The sequence below is a fragment of the Mesorhizobium sp. KACC 23794 genome, from assembly GCF_052180275.1.
Taxonomy (GTDB): domain Bacteria; phylum Pseudomonadota; class Alphaproteobacteria; order Rhizobiales; family Rhizobiaceae; genus Kumtagia.
Genome location: NZ_CP197465.1, coordinates 3,417,930 through 3,437,315 on the forward strand (window position 1 = coordinate 3,417,930; position 19,386 = coordinate 3,437,315).

At 63.3% G+C, this 19,386-nt stretch carries 23 protein-coding genes; 13 read left to right on the plus strand and 10 right to left on the minus strand.

The window, feature by feature from the left end:
* The first annotated feature begins 25 nt into the window (after window positions 1-25).
* Window positions 26-364, plus strand: a complete 339-nt coding sequence (clpS, locus tag ACSBOB_RS16680) for an ATP-dependent Clp protease adapter ClpS (protein ID WP_442583496.1) — start codon at window positions 26-28, stop codon at window positions 362-364.
* 6 nt (window positions 365-370) lie between these two features.
* Window positions 371-2,851, plus strand: a complete 2,481-nt coding sequence (gene clpA / locus ACSBOB_RS16685) for an ATP-dependent Clp protease ATP-binding subunit ClpA (protein ID WP_442583497.1) — start codon at window positions 371-373, stop codon at window positions 2,849-2,851.
* A gap of 96 nt (window positions 2,852-2,947) precedes the next feature.
* Here clpA and ACSBOB_RS16690 read toward each other — a convergent pair whose 3' ends face one another.
* The 5 genes from ACSBOB_RS16690 to ACSBOB_RS16710 form a co-directional block, all read right to left on the minus strand.
* Complete coding sequence (locus tag ACSBOB_RS16690) at window positions 2,948-3,247, minus strand: hypothetical protein (protein WP_442583498.1); 300 nt, start codon at window positions 3,245-3,247, stop codon at window positions 2,948-2,950.
* Between the two features lie 94 nt (window positions 3,248-3,341).
* Window positions 3,342-4,553, minus strand: coding sequence for a DmpA family aminopeptidase (locus ACSBOB_RS16695; protein ID WP_442583499.1), 1,212 nt, complete (start codon window positions 4,551-4,553; stop codon window positions 3,342-3,344).
* A 107-nt stretch (window positions 4,554-4,660) separates the two neighbouring features.
* Window positions 4,661-5,425, minus strand: a complete 765-nt coding sequence (locus tag ACSBOB_RS16700; protein ID WP_442583500.1) for a transporter substrate-binding domain-containing protein — start codon at window positions 5,423-5,425, stop codon at window positions 4,661-4,663.
* Window positions 5,422-6,507 (minus strand): hypothetical protein, encoded by a 1,086-nt coding sequence (locus ACSBOB_RS16705; protein ID WP_442583501.1) that lies wholly within the window; start codon window positions 6,505-6,507, stop codon window positions 5,422-5,424. Before ACSBOB_RS16705 ends, ACSBOB_RS16700 begins: the two co-directional genes overlap by 4 nt.
* Before the next feature lies 1 nt (window position 6,508).
* Window positions 6,509-7,771: a cytochrome P450 gene (locus ACSBOB_RS16710; RefSeq protein WP_442583502.1), complete on the minus strand. Its 1,263-nt coding sequence runs from the start codon at window positions 7,769-7,771 to the stop codon at window positions 6,509-6,511.
* A 103-nt stretch (window positions 7,772-7,874) separates the two neighbouring features.
* Between ACSBOB_RS16710 and ACSBOB_RS16715 the strand changes: the two genes are divergently transcribed.
* Window positions 7,875-8,999, plus strand: a complete 1,125-nt coding sequence (locus tag ACSBOB_RS16715) for an NAD(P)/FAD-dependent oxidoreductase (protein WP_442583503.1) — start codon at window positions 7,875-7,877, stop codon at window positions 8,997-8,999.
* Window positions 9,000-9,133: 134 nt separating this feature from the next.
* On the plus strand, window positions 9,134-9,337 hold the full coding sequence (locus ACSBOB_RS16720; protein WP_442583504.1) for a DUF3126 family protein: 204 nt from the start codon (window positions 9,134-9,136) through the stop codon (window positions 9,335-9,337).
* A 65-nt stretch (window positions 9,338-9,402) separates the two neighbouring features.
* Here ACSBOB_RS16720 and ACSBOB_RS16725 read toward each other — a convergent pair whose 3' ends face one another.
* Window positions 9,403-10,137 carry a hypothetical protein gene (locus ACSBOB_RS16725; protein WP_442583505.1) on the minus strand — a complete coding sequence of 245 codons (735 nt, stop codon included), beginning with the start codon at window positions 10,135-10,137 and terminating at the stop codon, window positions 9,403-9,405.
* Between the two features lie 245 nt (window positions 10,138-10,382).
* Between ACSBOB_RS16725 and ACSBOB_RS16730 the strand changes: the two genes are divergently transcribed.
* A complete protein-coding gene (locus ACSBOB_RS16730; RefSeq protein ID WP_442583506.1) occupies window positions 10,383-10,913 on the plus strand; it encodes a gamma carbonic anhydrase family protein in 531 nt (176 codons plus the stop codon).
* Between the two features lie 108 nt (window positions 10,914-11,021).
* Here ACSBOB_RS16730 and ACSBOB_RS16735 read toward each other — a convergent pair whose 3' ends face one another.
* The 3 genes from ACSBOB_RS16735 to ACSBOB_RS16745 form a co-directional block, all read right to left on the minus strand.
* Window positions 11,022-11,627, minus strand: a complete 606-nt coding sequence (locus tag ACSBOB_RS16735) for a transglutaminase-like cysteine peptidase (RefSeq protein WP_442583507.1) — start codon at window positions 11,625-11,627, stop codon at window positions 11,022-11,024.
* A gap of 432 nt (window positions 11,628-12,059) precedes the next feature.
* Window positions 12,060-12,677: a PilZ domain-containing protein gene (locus tag ACSBOB_RS16740; RefSeq protein ID WP_442583752.1), complete on the minus strand. Its 618-nt coding sequence runs from the start codon at window positions 12,675-12,677 to the stop codon at window positions 12,060-12,062.
* Between the two features lie 119 nt (window positions 12,678-12,796).
* Window positions 12,797-13,423 (minus strand): PAS domain-containing protein, encoded by a 627-nt coding sequence (locus tag ACSBOB_RS16745; RefSeq protein ID WP_442583508.1) that lies wholly within the window; start codon window positions 13,421-13,423, stop codon window positions 12,797-12,799.
* A 419-nt stretch (window positions 13,424-13,842) separates the two neighbouring features.
* On the opposite strand from ACSBOB_RS16745, the gene ACSBOB_RS16750 reads away from it, so the two are divergent.
* The 4 genes from ACSBOB_RS16750 (at window position 13,843) to ACSBOB_RS16765 (ending at window position 15,535) form a co-directional block, all read left to right on the plus strand.
* Window positions 13,843-14,562: a rhomboid family intramembrane serine protease gene (locus tag ACSBOB_RS16750; protein WP_442583509.1), complete on the plus strand. Its 720-nt coding sequence runs from the start codon at window positions 13,843-13,845 to the stop codon at window positions 14,560-14,562.
* Between the two features lie 139 nt (window positions 14,563-14,701).
* Window positions 14,702-15,133: a CBS domain-containing protein gene (locus ACSBOB_RS16755; protein ID WP_442583510.1), complete on the plus strand. Its 432-nt coding sequence runs from the start codon at window positions 14,702-14,704 to the stop codon at window positions 15,131-15,133.
* A gap of 49 nt (window positions 15,134-15,182) precedes the next feature.
* The gene (locus tag ACSBOB_RS16760) at window positions 15,183-15,371 is read left to right on the plus strand and encodes a hypothetical protein (RefSeq protein WP_442583511.1); all 189 of its coding nucleotides are present in this window, start codon (window positions 15,183-15,185) and stop codon (window positions 15,369-15,371) included.
* Window positions 15,335-15,535: a gamma-glutamylcyclotransferase gene (locus ACSBOB_RS16765; RefSeq protein ID WP_442583512.1), complete on the plus strand. Its 201-nt coding sequence runs from the start codon at window positions 15,335-15,337 to the stop codon at window positions 15,533-15,535. The genes ACSBOB_RS16760 and ACSBOB_RS16765 overlap by 37 nt, the downstream gene beginning before the upstream one ends.
* Window positions 15,536-15,543: 8 nt before the next feature.
* Here the strand turns inward: ACSBOB_RS16765 and ACSBOB_RS16770 are convergent, their stop codons facing one another.
* Window positions 15,544-15,801 (minus strand): YjhX family toxin, encoded by a 258-nt coding sequence (locus tag ACSBOB_RS16770; protein ID WP_442583513.1) that lies wholly within the window; start codon window positions 15,799-15,801, stop codon window positions 15,544-15,546.
* 386 nt (window positions 15,802-16,187) lie between these two features.
* Here ACSBOB_RS16770 and ACSBOB_RS16775 point away from each other — a divergent pair, with 386 nt between their 5' ends.
* The 4 genes from ACSBOB_RS16775 (at window position 16,188) to ACSBOB_RS16790 (ending at window position 19,347) form a co-directional block, all read left to right on the plus strand.
* Window positions 16,188-16,511 carry a hypothetical protein gene (locus ACSBOB_RS16775; protein WP_442583514.1) on the plus strand — a complete coding sequence of 108 codons (324 nt, stop codon included), beginning with the start codon at window positions 16,188-16,190 and terminating at the stop codon, window positions 16,509-16,511.
* Window positions 16,512-16,533: 22 nt separating this feature from the next.
* Window positions 16,534-17,175, plus strand: coding sequence for a LysE family translocator (locus tag ACSBOB_RS16780; RefSeq protein WP_442583515.1), 642 nt, complete (start codon window positions 16,534-16,536; stop codon window positions 17,173-17,175).
* A gap of 175 nt (window positions 17,176-17,350) precedes the next feature.
* Window positions 17,351-18,853: an Asp-tRNA(Asn)/Glu-tRNA(Gln) amidotransferase subunit GatB gene (gene gatB, locus ACSBOB_RS16785; protein ID WP_442583516.1), complete on the plus strand. Its 1,503-nt coding sequence runs from the start codon at window positions 17,351-17,353 to the stop codon at window positions 18,851-18,853.
* Between the two features lie 2 nt (window positions 18,854-18,855).
* Window positions 18,856-19,347 carry a GNAT family N-acetyltransferase gene (locus ACSBOB_RS16790; protein WP_442583517.1) on the plus strand — a complete coding sequence of 164 codons (492 nt, stop codon included), beginning with the start codon at window positions 18,856-18,858 and terminating at the stop codon, window positions 19,345-19,347.
* Window positions 19,348-19,386: the final 39 nt, after the last annotated feature.

Below are 19,386 nucleotides of genomic sequence, written 5' to 3' on the forward strand. Positions count from 1 at the left end.
AGGCGGGGAAGCCACGGCGCATCGAGTGGCTAGAAATCAGAACGGCGACCGTGACGGGCAAGGCCCCGGACGCGGGACCGCCGTCATCACGCGCACCAAACCGAAGACCAAGAAGCCCAGCCTGTATCGCGTCCTGATCCTCAACGACGACTACACGCCAATGGAGTTCGTGATCCATATCCTGGAGCGTTTTTTCCAGAAGGACCGCGAAGCTGCCACGCGCATCATGCTCCACGTCCACAATCACGGGGTGGGCGAGTGCGGGGTCTATACTTTCGAGGTGGCCGAGACCAAAGTGTCGCAGGTCATGGATTTCGCCCGTCAGAACCAGCATCCGCTGCAATGCGTGATGGAAAAGAAGTGAGGTAACATGCCGGCTTTCTCCCCAGGTCTTGAAAAAGCCCTTCATCAGGCCCTCACTTTCGCCAATGAGCGCCACCATGAATATGCGACGCTGGAGCATCTGCTGCTGGCGCTGATCGACGACTCCGAGGCGGGCGCTGTCATGCGCGCCTGCAATGTCGACCTCGACGAACTGCGCCGCACGGTGCTGACCTACATTGACACCGAGCTCGACAACCTCGTCACCGGCTACGACGAGGATTCCAAGCCGACTGCCGGATTCCAGCGCGTCATCCAGCGCGCGGTGATCCATGTGCAGTCGTCCGGCCGCGACGAGGTGTCGGGCGCCAATGTGCTGGTCGCAATCTTTGCCGAGCGCGAGAGCCACGCCGCCTATTTCCTGCAGGAACAGCAGATGACCCGCTACGACGCGGTCAACTACATCTCGCACGGCATCGCCAAGCGCCCCGGCGCAGGCGAAAGCCGTACGCCGCGCGGCGCCGAGGAAGAACAGAACGGCGCGCAGGGCAGCGGCGAGGCGGAAGAGACCGGCAACGGCAAGAAGAAGCAGCAGGACGCGCTGACCGCCTATTGCGTCGACCTCAACAAGAAGGCCAGGTCGGGCAAGATCGATCCGCTGATCGGCCGCACCGACGAGATCAACCGCACCATCCAGATCCTGTGCCGCCGGTCCAAGAACAACCCGCTCTATGTCGGCGATCCCGGCGTCGGCAAGACGGCGATCGCCGAGGGGCTGGCCAAGCGCATCGTCGAGGGCGACGTGCCGAAGGTTTTGGCCGGCGCTACCATCTTCGCGCTCGACATGGGCACGCTGCTCGCCGGAACCCGCTATCGCGGCGATTTCGAGGAGCGCCTGAAGCAGGTGGTCAAGGAACTCGAAGAATTTCCGGGCGCCATCCTGTTCATCGACGAGATCCATACCGTCATCGGCGCCGGCGCGACCTCCGGCGGTGCGATGGATGCGTCGAACCTGTTGAAGCCGGCCTTGTCGTCGGGTGCGATCCGCTGCATCGGCTCCACCACCTACAAGGAATTCCGCCAGTTCTTCGAGAAGGACCGCGCGCTGGTGCGGCGCTTCCAGAAGATCGACGTGAAGGAGCCGACGATCGAGGACACGATCGAGATCATGAAAGGGCTCAAGCCCTATTATGAGGACTTCCACCAGGTGAAGTTCACCAACGAAGCCATCAAGGCGGCGGTGGAACTGTCGGCGCGTTACATCAACGACAGAAAACTGCCGGACAAGGCGATCGACGTGATCGACGAGACCGGCGCTTCGCAGATGCTGCTGCCGGAGGCCAAGCGCAAGAAGACGATCACCATCAAGGAGATCGAGGCGACCGTCGCCACCATGGCGCGTATCCCGCCGAAGACCGTGTCGGCCGACGACGAGCAGGTTCTCCAGACGCTCGACGCCGAACTGCGCCGGGTCGTCTACGGCCAGGACACGGCGATTTCGGCGCTATCCTCGGCGATCAAGCTGGCACGGGCCGGCCTGCGCGAACCGGAAAAACCGATCGGTTGCTACCTGTTCTCCGGCCCAACCGGCGTCGGCAAGACCGAGGTGGCGAAGCAGCTTGCTTCGTCGCTCGGCGTCGAGCTGCTGCGCTTCGACATGTCGGAATACATGGAGCGCCACACGGTCAGCCGCCTGATCGGCGCGCCTCCCGGCTATGTCGGCTTCGACCAGGGCGGCCTGCTCACCGACGGCGTCGACCAGCATCCGCATTGCGTGCTGCTGCTCGACGAGGTTGAGAAGGCGCATCCGGACCTGTTCAACATCCTGTTGCAGGTCATGGATCACGGCAAGCTGACCGACCACAACGGCAAGTCGATCGACTTCCGCAACGTCATCCTGATCATGACCACCAATGCGGGCGCGTCGGACGCGCAGCGCGCGGCGATCGGTTTCGGCTCGACCAAGCGCGAGGGCGACGATGTGGAGGCGATCAACCGGCTGTTCACGCCAGAGTTCCGCAACCGCCTCGACGCGATCATCCCGTTCGGCTCGCTGCCGGTTCCGGTCATCCACCAGGTGGTGCAGAAGTTCGTGATGCAGCTGGAGGCCCAGCTTTCCGACCGCGGCGTCACCTTCGACCTCGCGCCGGAGGCAATCGCCTGGCTGGCCGACAAGGGTTACGACGAACGCATGGGCGCCCGGCCGCTTGGCCGCGTCATCCAGGAGCACATCAAGAAGCCGCTGGCCGACGAGGTGCTGTTCGGAAAACTCAAGAAGGGCGGCACGGTGCGCGTCACCGTCGAGACCAAGGAATCCGGCGAGACGGGCATCAAGCTCGAGACCATCGCCGACGAGATTCCGGTCACGCCGAAAAAGGAAGAGGAGCCGCTCAGCAAGCCTGTCCGCAAGGCCTCGGCAAAAAAGACCGCGCCGAAGAAAGCCGCCGCGCAGAAGCCGAAGCTGGCGCCTCCCGCCAAGGACGGCGGCGCCAAGCGCAGCCTCGTCCCGCAGTTGCCAAGGAAAGGGTAGTTCGAGCTGACGATATCGGAACAAAAACGGCCGCCGCGAGGCGGCCGTTTTTGTTAGCGGTCGCCTATCCGTCTCGGCTGGTTTCCCAGAATGGTTCTATGCTGCTTCCATGAGCACAAGCCTGAGGCTCAGGTAGGTCAAATAGATCCCGCAAAGCACGACAGCCAAGAATATCGACACCTGCCCGTAGGCGTTGGACCTGTTCTGCCGCCACTGAGCTTGTGATGGCCAGTTCTTGTAGGCCACCCAGGCTAGGTACATAGTTAAGCCAATAGAGAAGACGAAAAAGAACCACGCAAGTTCATATCGGTGGTGACGACCCCAGACGATGCCGATGACACTCATCGCTGGGGGCAGCATCCAACGCAGCAGAAGATCGATTGTTTTCTTGTTCATGCCCGAAACGTCGTTCTCGGGCATGATCCTGACAGAAAATAATGAAGGACGGGTTCAACCGCCGACCTCCTCGACCAGGCAGGCTTGGATGCTCCTACTCAGCAGCCCGATTGTACTTCTTCAAGATCGCCTTCAATTCATCATGCGGCAGACCGAACAGTCGATAACCGTTGCCGCCGGTCATGGTCTCCGCCGCGACCATGGCGTTGACGATCGCTTCCTCGGTGGCGTCCACCGTCGCCGTGAAGATCGGGTCCATATTGCCCTGCGACACCTGCTTGAACGGCGCGACCTCGTCGTCGGACACGTCGTTGGCGCCTTCGGCGGTCGAGAAGGACACGATCAGGTCGCCCGACGTGTTGCCGGAGAACGAGCCCAGCCGGCCGAGGCCGAGCGAGGCGCGGCGCGCCACGCGGTTGAGCTGGTGCGGGAGGAGCGGAGCGTCGGTCGCCACGACGATGATGATCGAGCCGTCATCCGGGGGAGGGGTGCCGCCCTTGCCGTCGGCGGCGCATTTCGGCTTCTTCTCCTCCGAGCCCGCAACGTCGGCCGCGTAGCAGGGCAGCCAGGTCTTGGCCAGTTCCTCGCCGACCGGCGCGCCGGCGATCCTGAGCACCGTGCGCAGGCCGGTGTTGCACTGCGCCAGCACGCCGACCGTGTAGGACTTGTCCTCCACCTCGATCACGCGCGACGCGGTGCCGATGCCGCCCTTGAAGCCGAAGCAGCGCATGCCGGTGCCGCCGCCGACATTGCCCTCCGCGACCGCGCCGCCGGCCGCCTTGTCAATCGCCTGCATCGCCGTCTCGGGTTTTACATGGAAACCCTCGATGTCATTCAGCCCGCCATCATAGGTCTCGGCCACCACAGGCCACAAAGCGTCGCCAAACTTGTTGGATGTCCATTGCTGGATGCCGGCATAGACCTGACCGATGGCGTTGGTGTTGCTGATGCCGATCGGACCGTAGACCATGCCGAAATCCTGCAAATAGGACTGGCCGGTCATCTCGCCATTGCCGTTGAGGTTGAAGAAGCCGCCGTAGACCGGCTTGCCGCTTTCCTTGCCGCGTGGCAGCACGACGGTGACGCCGGTGCGCACCGGCCCGATACCCTTCTCGCGCTTTCCCTCGCCGGTGATCAGCGTGACATGGCCGACCTCGACGCCCTTGACGTCGGTGATGGCGTTGAGCGGCCCGGCCTTGCCGGCGAACGGCACGCCGAGATCGCGCGCCCGCTCCGCCGCGTGAACGCCTGTCGCGGCACAAGCCGCCAGCAGCGCCGCGGCAAAACCTTTTCCCAGAATTTTCATGATCCCTCCCTGCATGATCGATGCGATGCCAAGCCTAGTCGAACGATTGCCTGGCACCTATGGCCCGCCATCGCGTTTGCATTGTGCCATCCGGGGAGAGGGCGCGGCTAGCGCCGCTTCGTCGCCAGGACGTGCTCGATATCGCGATCGGAAAATCCGTATCGGGCCATAATGCCCCGATGCCAACCGCTGCCCAGCAGGTCGCCCAGGTGCGCGTCGACCGCCTCGCGCAGTGTGGCGTCGGCCTTGCTGAGTGCGAAGGCGCCGAAGGCCGGGGCTTTCTCCGACGACGGCACGTCGACCACGGCAAGGGGGGCGTCCGGCAGCCGCGCCAGATAGCCGCGATGCGCCATGGCGACGCTGGCATAGGCATGCACCCGGCCCGTGGCGACGGCGTCCGCCACATCGGCCTGTGTCGCAAAGGTTTTGATCCGGCTGGCGGGAATGCCGTTCCCAAGCGCAGTCATGCCTTGCACTTGGTCGGTGATGACGCCGAGCAAGGCGCCGCTATCCTCCGCGAAGGAGCGATAGCCGGCGAACCCGAGCGGATTGTCCCTGGCAACCAGCAGGCCGTCCGCCAGAGCCCAGACTGGCCGCGTGAAATCGACCAGCCGGCTGCGTTCCTCGGAGACGAAGAGGCCGGTGGTCATGGTCCAGCGGCCGTCGATGAGGCCCGGCAGAAGCGCGGCGAACTCGGTCTCGACCGGTCGGAAACGCAGGCCAAGCCTGTCGCAGACCGCGCGGGCCAGTTCCACGTCGCAGCCGGTCACCGCGCCCGATGCGTCGGTGAAGCAGAAAGGCGGCTCCTGGAGGAAGGCGAAGATCACCACTCCGTCCGGCGTCGCCGGGTCATGCCGCGATAGGCCGGTCATCGCGCCGGCATTTCCTGCAGGCAGGTCTCCGAGACCTCGTCGTTGGCCAGCAAGGTGTCGGGCCGCTGCTCCGAAAGCTCGTCGTCGGACACCGACCCTTCGTAGAACGGGACCAGCGCCTCGAAATCCTCCTGCATCAGTCCCTTCGCCGACATGGCCGTCGCAGCGCAGGCGCAGAAGGCGAGGGCGCGGTCGTCGGAGCCGATCTTGCCGTTCGATACGATCCAGTCCTGCGCCCGGCAGGCGGCGACGAAACCCGCGACGTCGCTGGCGATGGGGGCGGGCGGATTTGCCGGCAGCGGAGGACTGGGCTCGGATTCCCATCCGCGCGCCGCCATGCAGAGGGTCTGTAGCTCGTAGCCGTTGGTGGAAGCGAATTCGTGTGTCTTGCCGAGCTGTCGTTTTTCCTCGTCGGAAATGGTGCCGTCGATCTCGCGGGTAAAAAGGTCCAGCACCTCTCCGCCGAGCCCGCGCTGGCTGAAGCCGTCGGCGATGCAGCCGCAAACCGCTGCCTGGTCTTCCGGCGTTCCGCCATTCATCCTGATCGCAGCGTCGAGGTTGAGATAGCGGCTGCAAACGTCGCGGAACGCGGCGCTGTCGAGTTTTGTCGGCGCCACGGTTGCCTTCTCGACATAGCGCTCTCCGGTCCACATGAACACGTTGTCGGCGAAAGACAGTTGGTTGTAGCCGCCGTTGGTCTCGCCGAGGATAGCGATCTGGTCGGGCGCGACTTCGGCCTTTGGACCCAGACCGGCGAGAAGGTCGCGGAACTCGCCGTCGACAAGCGCGAAAAGCCGGACCCGGCATGTTCCGCCGGGGCAGAGCGCGGCCTGTTCGGAGTAGACGAACAGTTCGGGAAAGCCGTAGCCGTTGATCGAGAGGCTCTCGTAGGCGATGCCGTTTTCGTCGACCGGCCCGCCGACCTCGCGCGCGAGCAAGACGCTGGCGATGAAACGCTGCATGGACGGCGCGTCGATCAGTTCCAACCGGGTTTCGCCTTCCTGTGTTAGCGCGGGAGCGGAAAAGGCGGCAGCTGCGACGAAGAAAAGCGCGGCGACCAGTTTTAGCGTGCGCGATGCCATATCAGGCCTGTCTGTCGAATGTGGTGTCGAGCCTGCTCAGGCCGTGGAAATGGTATGTGTCGCCAAATTGCGGAGCGTCGGCAAGCCGCAATTGCGGCAGGCGGTCGAACAGGGTCTTCAGCGAGATCTGGAGCTCGAGCCGGGCCAGCGGCGCGCCGATGCAGAAATGGATGCCGGCGCCGAAGGAGACGTTTTTCTGGTCGGGTCTTCCGGGCCGGAATTCGTCCGGGTCCGAGAAGGCCAGGGGATCGCGGTTGGCCGCCGCGAGCAGCAGGCCGATCTGGTCGCCTGCGCGCACCGTTGCGCCATTGCCGAAGTCGACATCCTCGTAGGCGTAGCGCGTGAACATGTGCAGGGGGGCGTCGTAGCGCAGGCATTCCTCGACCGTCGCGGCGGAAAGCTCCGGCGTCGCGAAGAAGCGGCAGGGATCGCCGCCTTGCGAAAGGATCGCCTTCACCGCGTTGCCGGTCTGGTGCACCGTCGCCTCATGGCCGGCATTGAGCAGCAGGATCGCCGAGGAGACGAGTTCGTCCTCGCTCAGCTTTTGGCCGTCCTCATGGGCGGCTGTGAGCAGGCTGAGCAGGTCGTCGCCGGGTTGCCTGCGCTTCTCGGCCGCGTGCCGGCGGATGAAGTCGGCAAAGGCGCGGGCCGAGGCGTTAGCGTGTTCCGCGTGGGCGCGGCTTGGCTTGTGCATGTACATGCGGACCATGTCGTTGGACCATGCGACGAGCTGCAGGCCGCTCTCCGCCGGCAGGCCCATCATCTCGGCGATGACGGCGGCGGGCAGGGGCGTTGCGAAGTCGCGGATCAATTCGGCGCGGCCTGCGCTCTCGAAACCATCGATCAGCGCATGCGCAAGAGTTTCGATCTTCGGCCGCAGCCTTTCGACCTGGCGGGACACGAAGGCGCGGTTGACCAGCGTGCGCAAGCGGGTATGCGCAGGCGGTTCCAGTTCCAGCAGCGATCCGGCCTCGACGGCGTCGAAATCGGCGAGGTGGCAGCGCTCACCGGTAGCCGCCACCGCCGCGCGATAGCCGCCCGGCCGTTCGCGCCCGAACCGCCTGTCGCGGAACAGCCGGTTGACCTCATCGTAACCGGCGAAACACCAGAAGCGGTAATTCTCCCAGAAAACGCAACGTGCGTCCGCATGCATCCAGCGATAGGCCTGGTAAGGATCCTGCACGAAGGCAGGCGCGTGCGGAGCGAGGATGAGCCGGCGCGTGGCGAGGTCAAAAGTAAGGTATTGGGGACAGGGGAACTGCATGGCGATTCACTAGGCGGAATTATGCCGACAGGGAAGATTGTCGTAATGCGCTTTTGGCTTTCCGTTCGATGGCGCTATCTCGGATGATGATGGAGAACCAAGCATGCAGATCGTAATCGTCGGTGCCGGCATTGCCGGCCTGTCCACGGCCTGGTCGCTGGTGAAGGCGGGCCATAACGTCACCCTAGTCGAGCAGGGGCCGATCCCCAATCCACTTGCGGCGTCTGGCGATCATCACCGCATCATCCGCCGCGCCTATGGCAAGGCGGCGGGATATGGGCGGCTGATCACCGAGGCCTATGACGCCTGGGACGCGATGTGGGCTGATCTTGGCGAAACCCATCTCGATCCGCGCGGGTTCATGTGTGTTTCGCGCGAGGAAGGCGACGAGGCGGAGATCCATCGGGAAGGGCTGGAGGCGGGGAACTATCCGTTCGACCTGCTTGGGCCGGAGGAGGCGGTCGCGCGATGGCCGTTTTTGGAAGCGGGCACCTTCCGTTACGCCTATTTCTCGACGGAAGGCGGTGCACTGCACTGCCGAAAAATCGCGGCCTGGCTGGCGAAATGGCTGCGCGCCCACGGCGCCAATCTCTACGAGAACAGCAAGGTCGTCTCGGTGGATGCCGATGCCGGGTCGGTCGCGCTGGAGGACGGCAGCGAGATCGTTGCCGACCGCATCGTGGTGACGGCGGGCGCCTGGGTACTGAAACTGTTCCCGGAGTTGGAGGGGACGCTCAAGACCTATCGCACGGCGCTGGCCTATGTGGAGCCGCCGGCGGATCTGAAGGCTGCTTGGGACGAAGCGCCGGTCATCCTCGACGTCGGCGGCAAGACCGACGGCTACATGATCCCGCCGTCAGGCGGCGCCGGCATGAAGTTCGGCTCGGGCCTGCACAAGGTCGAGACCAGCGACGCCGACTGGAACCGCGAGCCTGTGGAAGGCGAGGGCGAGGCGATCCGCAACCTGTTCGCGCCGCCGATCGCCCGGGTGGAGGAATACCGGGTGACCGAGGTGGTCACCTGCGCCTACACCTTCACCGAGGACGAGCGCTTCTTCGCCACCGAAAAGGGCAAGTGCCTGATCGTCTCGGCCTGTTCGGGGCACGGCTACAAGTTCGGTGCGGCGGTCGGACGGCGCGTCGCCGCCGCCGTGGGGGACGGCGATGTCGAGGGATTGAAGCGCTGGCTGCGGGCGGAAGAGCCCGTGCCGCCGCTTGCGGCCGGATAGGGCGGGATGGCGTGCGGCAGATCGCCGGCGATCTGCCGGCGGGGCAAAGCGGAACGGTGGCCTTTACACTCCGTTCTCCCCCGTGCCAGAAGCGCGCTCCATTCGCAATCAATCCCACAACGGGGAGAAAAAGCTTGAAGCCCGACGAGATCAAGAAACTGGACGCCTTCTTCAAACGTACGTTCCGCAACCCGGAAATGCAGGTGAAGGCGCGCCCGCGCAAGACCGATTCGGCCGAGGTCTATGTCGGCGACGAGTTCCTCGGTCTTGTGTTCAAGGACGAGGACGACGGCGACTATAATTTCTCGATGGCGATCCTCGATATCGACCTCGCCTGAGACCTTCGGCCCGGGCCGCCGCGCAAAGGCACAGGCGGCCTAAAAGCGCTTACGGGAAACCGCGTCTATCGGGCGGTTCTGAGCATCCCGGCCGCTCTCTCCATCACCATGGCGTCGAGCGTCTTCCAGTCGGCCAGCAACTCGCGTGGAAACCGGTAGGTCAGGCTGAGATTGTCGCCGAAATCGACGTCGCGCTCGCAGGGCGCCAGCGATTCCTCGGCGCTCTGTCCACTCAGGCAGCGGGCGACGAACGGTTCCCTCGATCCCCGCGACGCGACCGCCAGAACCTCGTTCAGATAGCCGGACTTCTTGGTGAATTCGAAAATGGTCAGCCCCGCCGGTCCCTTGCTGCCGGGCGTGACGATCAGCGAGCGGTAGATGGGTGCGAAGCGGCCGCTCATGTCGCGCGACATGATGCGCTCCTCGAACCCCAGGAACAGGATCTTCCGCGCGCCGTCGACATTGTTGAAATCGTTGCGGGCTGCCTCGCTGTAGCCGTCAAGCAGCGGCCAGCGCAAATAGAGGTCCAGCCGGGAAGCGATGCCGTCGCGGCGCGCCCGCTCGAAACGGATGGTGTTGGCCGGCGCGACGATCACATTGTTGCCGATCACCACTTTCCTGGGGGAGGGATCGTCCGTGTAGCCGGCAAGCGCGATCGACGAACCGAACCATTTGCCGGCCATGCCCAACGCCAGCGACAGCAATGCCAGCACCGCGAAGGTGATGAAGATCCGCGTCATCAGACGCGAACTGATCGGACCGCTCTCGTCGGCGGCGGTGTCGGCCGTGGCTGCGGTCATTGCGGGGCCTTCATTGCAGTGCTGCCCGGTTCCGGCACGTTCGGCAGCGGCGCGAGTGTTGCTGACTCATCCATCGCGACTGTGCATCGGCATGGTAAACGAGCCGTAAACGCACGGGTAGGATCGCGGAAATCGCCTTTGCGCGATCGGTCTTGCGCAGCGTACGTCCGGACTTCTATGAGGGTCCGGATTTCGGTCGATCCGGCTTCTCACGGACGACAGGAAACGCCAGCGCGGAGAGTTTGATGCCTCTTTATTCGATCGACGGCAAATCACCCGAATTCGAGGACGAGGAGAGCAACTGGATTGCTCCCGACGCGACGATCATCGGCAACGTACTGGTCGGCAAGGATGCCGGCATCTGGTTCGGCGTGGTCATCCGGGGCGACAATGAGCGCATTTCCATAGGTGCCCGTACCAACGTCCAGGAACATGTCGTCATGCACACGGATGCGGGGTTCCCGCTCGACATCGGCGCCGGCTGCACGATCGGCCATCGCGCCATCCTGCATGGCTGCACCATTGGTGACAACAGCCTCGTCGGCATGGGTGCGATCGTGCTCAACGGCGCGCGGATCGGCCGGAACTGCCTCGTCGGCGCCGGCGCGCTGGTCACCGAGGGAAAAATCTTCGAGGACAACTCGCTGATTGTCGGTTCCCCGGCGAAAGCCGTGCGCACCCTCGACGAACAGGGCGTGGCAAGGGTGACGCAGTCCGCGGACCACTACGTGAGCAACGGCAGGCGCTTCCGGGCAGGCCTGAAGGAACGGCCGTAACCGCACCCCGAAAAAGACGGAGCCGGCCCCGGGGACGGGGGCCGGCTCCTAGACCCGGTCGTGGGGACGGGGAGGGTGGGGATTCGACCGGGTTTTCCTGGAATTCGGCTATTTGACGCTGGCGACCGCCTCGGCGCGCCCGTCATTGATCTTGACCCAGACGCCCGAATTGGAATCCGACTGGCGCTTGAGGTAGGTGTAGGGGGTCTCGTCCCAGGCGAGCACCCGCGGCTCGAGATTGTCGAGCACGAAGTCGCCGAGGCTGGTGCGGACGGTCAGCACTGCGTGGCCGTCGCCATTCGGCTGGCGGACGACCGTTATCAGCAGGTCGCCGGCCGGGACGCCGAGCGCCATCAGTTGACGGCGCTTCTCAAGCACATAGTCCTCGCAGTCGCCCTGGCCGTTGGGATAGGACCAAACCTCCTCGCGACCCCACATCTCCATGTCGGTTTTGGGCGCGACCGCCGCGTTCACGGAACTGTTGACGCTGACGATTGCCGACCACAGGCGTCGCGACAATTCCATTGGCGCGTGCCGCGCGGTTTTCTGCCGGCACTCGGCAGGAAGTTTCTGGCAGAATTCGTAGTGCCCGACCGGCTGCGTGGTACGCCCACCGGTCTTCATGAACGATCCCGCCGCCTCGGCGGCGCCCGTCACGGTCATCGCGCCGAAGACCGCCGCGAACAGCAGCGGCATTCCCTTTGTTGTCATCATCGTCCCGTCTCCCCGTTCCAAGAGACAATGACAGAGGCGGATTTATTTGACGCAAAGCGACGAAGTAGATATTGAATAGAAACTGAAGTGAATTCTTATATATTTTAATTTGTATAAGTATATAATTTGAATCGTTTTGGTTGGAAATCGTTAAGTATGGCAACCGCCGGGCTTGCCGCTCAAGGGCCTCTCCACGACCGGCAAACAAAAGCGGGCATCGAATGCAGCTTCCGCTGACGTTCCGAGCGTGGATCGGAACGTGCTAGGCTATCGGAGACAAATGGAATTTGATCGACGCTCAAACAGTGGCTGTTCGCCTTGCCTCCTGGCAAAACTCGGCGCACTGTCGCGAGCCGTCAAAAATCCGGCAAGCGCTGAAAGTTGGATAGGCAGTTCCGCTGTGCAGTCCGCGGCGGAAGGAGAGGGGTTAGCCTACTCGTCGTCGCCGGCGAATTCCGATTCGAGGGTTTCCGTGCGCTGGACGACGGCGAATTCCACGGCGACGCCGTCGTCGAAATGACGGACGACCTGGCCGCGCATGGTGCCGAGTATGACCTGCACGCCGAGAGCCGGCTTGACGTCGATCTCCACGGCTGCGCCAGAGAGCGAGAGGTCGATGATCCGGCACTGGTATTGCCGGCCGTCGGTGAGCTGCAGCATGCTGACCGGATTGCGCGGCGCGATGCGCTCGTGGCGGCGATCTTCCGGCAGGTCCAGTTCGTGCTTGTTCGCCAGCCAGGTCAGCTGGGCGGCCAGCTTGTCCTTCTTGCGGTCGGACGCGATGACCGTCATCGCGAAACCGTCTTCCAGAGTCCGCGTGATGACGCCTTCGACGCGCCCGATATGATCGATATAGGCGATGACCTTCTCGCCGGGCTGGCCGACCTTGTCGGCGCGCAACGCGACATTGCCCGGTGACATGTCGATCACCTGGCATGCATGCTCGGTGCGGTCTTCAAGCATGAAGCGGCCGTAGATCTTCACGCGCACCCGCTGGAAGTTGCGCCGCTCGACCTTGGATGGCGATTGGTCTATTCCCGTCGCCCTGATCACTCTTCCTGCTCCGCTCGACCGTCCAAATCCGCGCAATATTAGCTGGATGGCAACTAGATATCGCCGGATAGGTTAACGGGCGGTAATCGCGCCCGGTGTTTTGCGGTTTGGACCAACTATTCAGTTCGGCCGCCGGGCAGGACCAGCAGGTGGCGGATGCGCCGCGCCCCCAATCGCAGCGGATCGTCCGACATGCCCCTGTCCAGCGCTGGCATGCGGACCGGCGGCCGGTTCTTCAGGAATATCGGCTCGCGATCCGGATCGACGATCCGCACGGTCTCGACGGCGGCGTCGCTGACCGGATCCGCGCCCAGCCAGTAGGGTTTGGTCTCGGACGAGACGATGCCGAGGGCGCGTCGGTTCTGCTCGCCGCCGTCCAGCGGCAGCAGCAGGAGTTCCATCGGCACGGTGCGTTGCGTGCGGGAGATGCCGTCATAGGTCATGACCAGCACGGCCTTGTCCTGAAAGACGCCGCGCACCAGCCGCATCACCATGCGGCTGTCCTTTTCCCTCCACAGCGAGGAAAAGGCGAAACCCTTCAGTTCCCGGCCGTAGATCGCGCAGAGCCGCGTGCCGGCCAGCCGGAAGACGGCTTCGCCGCGCGCATCGCTCTCGAGAATGAACGTGTCGCCGAGCAGCGCCTTGATGTCCGCGGGTTCTATTTCGGTGCGCCTGGGCGCCGCACGCCCATCCCGCAGTCGGTTCCAATATTGGAACAGGTTGACCGATGCTTCCCGTTTCATACCGCTCCACTCCACGCGCTTTGTCGTCCCCTGTGTCAGGCACAGACAAAACAGCGTCCGCTGGTTGCCTACATGCGGTGTGGAGCAGGAAGCGTGCCAGCATGCCTTCCGGTTGTTCACGGCTCGGGCCCGTTAGGGTTAATTTTCGGTTTAGATTGCGCGCCGCCGGAGGGCGTGAGATGACTGTAGTCACTCCACGGCGCGGTCGCAGACATCGACTGGCGCCACTTCAGTCAAAGATTTTGGGGAGAGCGGGGGCTCGAACCGGCCGCCCAGGATATTTTCCGGGGCGGCCATTTTTTTGATTCGCCGGCGCGACGATGATTCGGAGCGATGGCGCGCGGCGCAGCCTGCAGAATCCGAGAACTTCGCATCACCCGGCCATTCAGCTTTGGCCACGCATGCGCTAGCAAGCAGGTATGACGAACGAGCAATCTCCACACGACACCCCGGCACTGCCGCAAAACCCGCCACGCGAGCCGGTCTTCAACATTCCCGGCATCGTGCTCCTGCTGGTCGCGCTCTGCGCGGCGGTGCACATCATCCGGGTCTACCTGCTGACCATCGATCAGGACACCGCCCTGCTGCTGCGCACGGCCTTCATACCGGTGCGCTATTCCGGCATCTTCGAGATCGACATCTACGTCTTCACCGCGCCGTTCACCTACACCTTCCTGCACGGCGGCTGGCTGCATCTCGGCATCAACATGATATGGCTCGCGGTCTTCGGCTCGCCGCTGGCCAACCGGATCGGAGTGGCGCGGTTCGTCCTGTTCTGGGCGGTCACCGGCGTGGCGGCCGCGGCACTGCACTGGGCAATCCATCCGCTTGCCCAGGGGCCGCTCATCGGAGCCTCGGGTGCGATTTCCGGCATGATGGGGGCGGCCGCCCGCTTCGCCTTCCGCATCGAGCGCCGGGGCGGCCGCGCCGCATTCGGCGGACCGGCGCTGCCGGTCGCGCTGGTGCTTCGCTCGCGCACGGTGGTCACCTTCCTCGCCTTCTGGATGATCATCAACCTCGCGACCGGGTTCTACGGTTTTGGTCCCGGTGCCGACGCGGCGATCGCCTGGGAGGCGCATATAGGCGGCTTCGTCGCCGGCTTCCTCGGTATTCCGTATTTCCTGGGCCGGCGCCGCTAGGCCTTGGCGACGAAAGTAGCCGGCACGCCGCCAGGGTTCAAACACTTGCAATGGCCGGGCGCGACAGGCACGATGCATCCACGGCTCGGCGTGGGCTGATCGCGCCGCCGTGCCAGGTCAACGACAGGTGGAGGACGCCATGACGGTGAAGGCAATCCTGGAACGCAAGGGCCACGACGTATTGACGGTCGGCCCCAACGAAAAACTCTCCACCGCCGTCCAGATGCTGGCGGACCACCGCATCGGCGCATTGGTCGTCACCAATGGCGACCGCAAGATCGTCGGAATCCTGTCGGAACGCGACATCGTAAGGCAGATCGGCAGGGAGGGTGCTGCGGCGCTGGAACGGACGATCCGCGAGGTGATGACGCCGAAGGTCAGCATCTGCAACGAGAACCATACCGTCAACGAGGTCATGGAGATCATGACCAAGGGCCGCTTCCGCCATCTGCCTGTCGAGAAGAACGGCCAACTCGACGGCATCGTCTCGATCGGCGACGTGGTGAAGCGCCGGATCGAGGATGTCGAGCGCGAGGCCGACCAGATTCGGGAATATATCGCGACGGCGTGAGGATTTGGTCGTTGCGTCGTTGCCAGCCTAGTGACCGGAAAGGGCCTTGATGAGCGGCGACGCTTCGGAAAAATTGTTCTCCTATGGCACGCTGCGTCTTGCCGATGTGCAACTGGCGACGTTCGGCAGGCTGCTGGAGGGCCGCGAGGACACGCTGCCCGGCTTTGCGCTGTCGATGATCGCGATGCCGATCCGGCTGTGGTGGCGACCAGTGGTCAATCCAGCCATCCGATCCTGAGACGCACCGGCGATCCCGAAGATGAGATCGCCGGCACGGTGTTTGCGATCACCGAGGCGGAACTGGCAGCCGCCGACCAATACGAGGTCGCCGACTACAAGCGGATCGCGGTCAGGCTGAATTCGGGTGCCGAGGCGTTCGTCTATGTCGACGCCGACAGCTGACCCTTCGCCTATCGGTTGTCCAGTTCCGACCGCACCAGTTCCAGCCCGCGCCGGGTGATGCGATAGGGGCCGCCTTGCGACGAGGAAACCGCCCGCTTGCGCTTCAGCTTGCGGAAGAGGTCGAGATCGAAGCCCGGATAACGCCAGCCGTCGCGCGTCAGGCAATGCGCCGCCGCGATCCGCTTGCGTCCGTCCTTTTCGATTTCGATGCGCCCGCCCTGGGCGAGCAGATGCAATATGCGCTGTTCCGTGCGCGAGATGTCCATTGGAAAAATGTCCCGGGAAAACCTGGCCGTATGGCCAAAACAAAAAGCCGCAGCCGCGATTGCTCGCAGCACGGGGTTCAGGTTTTCAGGCCCTGCCTTGCCGAAAAGGCAGGGCTTCAGCGGGTCTCAGCGTAGGTGGACATCCACACTCCATCGGGGAGGACGGCGTCTATAATCGAAAAGGCGGGAGAAAGCCAGTGGGGCCGAGTCTTGATAGCGTTTCGGTTTGAAGGTGCGGTATCGGTCGTTGAGGACGTCGACGAGCCGAGAGACCCTTTGTCGCCAAACGCCAGTCGTTGCCGATGTCAGGAGTGATTGAACACTTCGATCTTCGCCGAAGCATCGGCATGTTTTCCCATGCTACAGGCTGCGACAGAGGGAGACCGATGAAGAAGCAATCCTACACGCCTACTGACCTGAATACGGGGTTCGTGGTCGCCATCGATATCGAAGAAGAGGAAGGCGAAGAGGACGCCGTTGCGGCTCTCATTCAAGGGATGGTTGCGCCGACCTTGGCGGAGCCTGGCGTCAGGCTCTTCTTGCCACCAATCCTGCGAGTTTCTTTCTCTATGAACTCTATGTCGATGGGCAGGATGGCATCAGCGTCAGGAAACGGCTCACTTCAAAGCTACGATAGAAGAGCTACGATAGAAGAGCTCCTACCGAAAACATCCCGGCGCGAACGAGTTCCGTTTCTGCCCTACTTCTAGCCCGCGAAATTTGAGACAAAATATGGACCAGATAGTCGTTTACCTGTCGAGCATCCTGATGGCCTATACGGCCTTTCTCATTGCGATGATAAGCCCCGGGCCAAATGTCATGGCTGTGATGGGCACTTCCATGAGCTTTGGTCGATCCCAGGGGGTGGCCTTGGCCCTCGGCATCTCGACGGGGTCTTTCATCTGGGGGACGCTTGCAGCGGTGGGGCTTTCGACGCTGCTTGCAACCTATGCACTTGCGCTGACGGTCTTGAAGATTGTTGGTGGCCTGTATCTGTTGTGGCTTGCCTACAAGGCGTTCCGGGCAGCGTCGTCAAGCCAGACTATTGAAGGTCGTGTATTCGACAGCGACCCAACCACCGAACTCCAGCACTATGGACGCGGTCTCACCGTGCAGATGACTAATCCTAAGGCCGCGCTGGCGTGGATCGCGATCATTTCGCTTGGCCTGCAACCGGACGCGCCAGCTTGGGTTGCCGTCGCTATCATCGTTGGCACAACCCTGCTCTCCATTCTGATCCATCTCGGCTACGCATTGATCTTCTCGTCCGCTCCCATGATCAGACTTTACGCGAAAGCGCGACGACCGATCCAGGCGTCGCTCGGCGCGTTCTATGCTTTCGCCGGTCTGAAGATGCTGACAAGCCGAATTTAACTTTGGGCCCACCTTAAGATGGTTCCAATGGCGGCCATCGACCGCTTCTCACCCATAGCCGACATTCAACCCGAGACGCCGCCCGAGTCTTGCCTAGCTCCCTGCTTTGCACTAGCGAAAGACGACAGTCCGCCGTGCGAAAACCGCACGCGACAATCGAAACATCCAGGCCGACATGACCCTCATCGATACACGCACGCCCGACCCGAAACGTTTTATCCCCGGCGCCACAGGCGACTGGGAGGTGATCATCGGCATGGAAGTCCATGCCCAAGTGACCTCCGAGGCGAAGCTGTTCTCGGGCGCCTCGACGTCGTTCGGCGCCGCGCCCAACGACAACGTCAGCCTGGTCGATGCCGCGATGCCGGGCATGCTGCCGGTGATCAACGAGGAGTGCGTGCGCCAGGCGATCCGCACCGGGCTCGGGCTGAAAGCGCAGATCAACCACAAGTCGGTGTTCGAGCGCAAGAATTACTTCTTTCCGGACCTGCCGCAGGGCTACCAGATTTCCCAGTACAAGCAGCCGATCGTCGGCGAGGGCACGGTGAAGGTTTCCGTCGGCCCGGACCGCGAAGGAAAATTCGAGGATGTCGAGATCGGCATCGAGCGCCTGCATCTGGAGCAGGATGCCGGCAAGTCGATGCATGACCAGCATCCGACAATGTCCTATATCGATCTGAACCGCTCCGGCGTGGCGCTGATGGAGATCGTGTCGAAGCCCGACATGCGCTCGTCCGACGAAGCTAGGGCCTTTATGACCAAGCTGCGCACCATCGTGCGTTATCTCGGCACCTGTGACGGCAACATGGACGAGGGCTCGATGCGCGCCGACGTGAACGTCTCGGTGCGCAAGCCGGGCGGCGATTTCGGCACGCGCTGCGAAATCAAGAACGTCAACTCCATCCGCTTCATCGGCCAGGCGATCGAATACGAGGCGCGCCGCCAGATCGCCATCCTCGAGGATGGCGGCAAGATCGACCAGGAGACGCGGCTGTTCGACCCCAACAAGGGTGAGACGCGGTCGATGCGCTCGAAGGAAGAGGCGCACGACTACCGCTATTTCCCCGACCCTGACCTTTTGCCGCTGGAGTTCGATCAGGCCTATGTCGACGCGCTGGCCGAGCACCTGCCGGAACTGCCGGACGACAAGCGCACCCGGCTGATTTCAAGCCTCGGCCTGTCGGCTTACGATGCTTCGGTGCTCGTCTCGGAAAAGGCGATCGCCGATTATTTCGAGCAGGTAGCGGCCGGCCGCGACGGCAAGCTCGCTGCCAACTGGGTGATCAACGATCTGCTGGGCGCCTTGAACAAGGCCGGCAAAAGCCTTGAAGAGTCCCCGGTTTCGTCGACCCAGCTCGGCGCCGTCATCGACATGATCAAGGAAGGCACGATCTCCGGCAAGATCGCGAAAGACCTGTTCGAGATCGTCTGGAACGAGGGCGGCGACCCGAAGGCGCTGGTCGAGAGCCGCGGGATGAAGCAGGTGACCGACACCGGCGCCATCGAGAAGGCAGTCGACGACGTGATCGCCGCCAACCCGGAAAAGGCCGAGCAGGCCAAGGCCAAGCCGACGCTGGCCGGCTGGTTCGTCGGCCAGGTTATGAAGGCGACGGGCGGCAAGGCCAACCCGCAGGCCGTCAACGACCTGGTGAAGGCCAAGCTCGGCGTCGAGGGATAAAAATGTTCCTGCGCACCGCCAGCGATCGCGACCTGCCGGCGGTCCGCGCGCTGCTGGTCGAAACCTGGCACGCCACCTACGATTCGATCTATGGCGCCGCCAAGGTCACCGAGATCACCGACGATTGGCATTCGATCGCCTCGCTGAAGGCGCGTCTGGTCCGGCCGAATTCCGAATTCATCGTCGCCGACGACGGCAAAAACCTCGGCGGCATGGCCTATGCGGCGGCGACGAGCGAGCCGAAGATCGTGATCCTCCATCAGCTCTATGTGCGGCCGGCGTTTCAGCGGCGTGGGCTTGGCCAGTTGCTGCTGCACGATATCGAGGACAGTTTTCCGGACGCGAGGACGATCCGGCTCGAAGTCGAGGCCCAAAACCTTGCGGCGATCGCCTTCTATCGCAAGAACGGCTTCGCGCCGCAGGGCGATATAGTCAATTGCGGCGGTTCGGCCTTCGCCATCCCGGCGCTCGTCTACGAGAAGCGCCTGGGCTGAAGGCTGGTTTTCACGGTCAACCGATCATCGGCTGCGCCG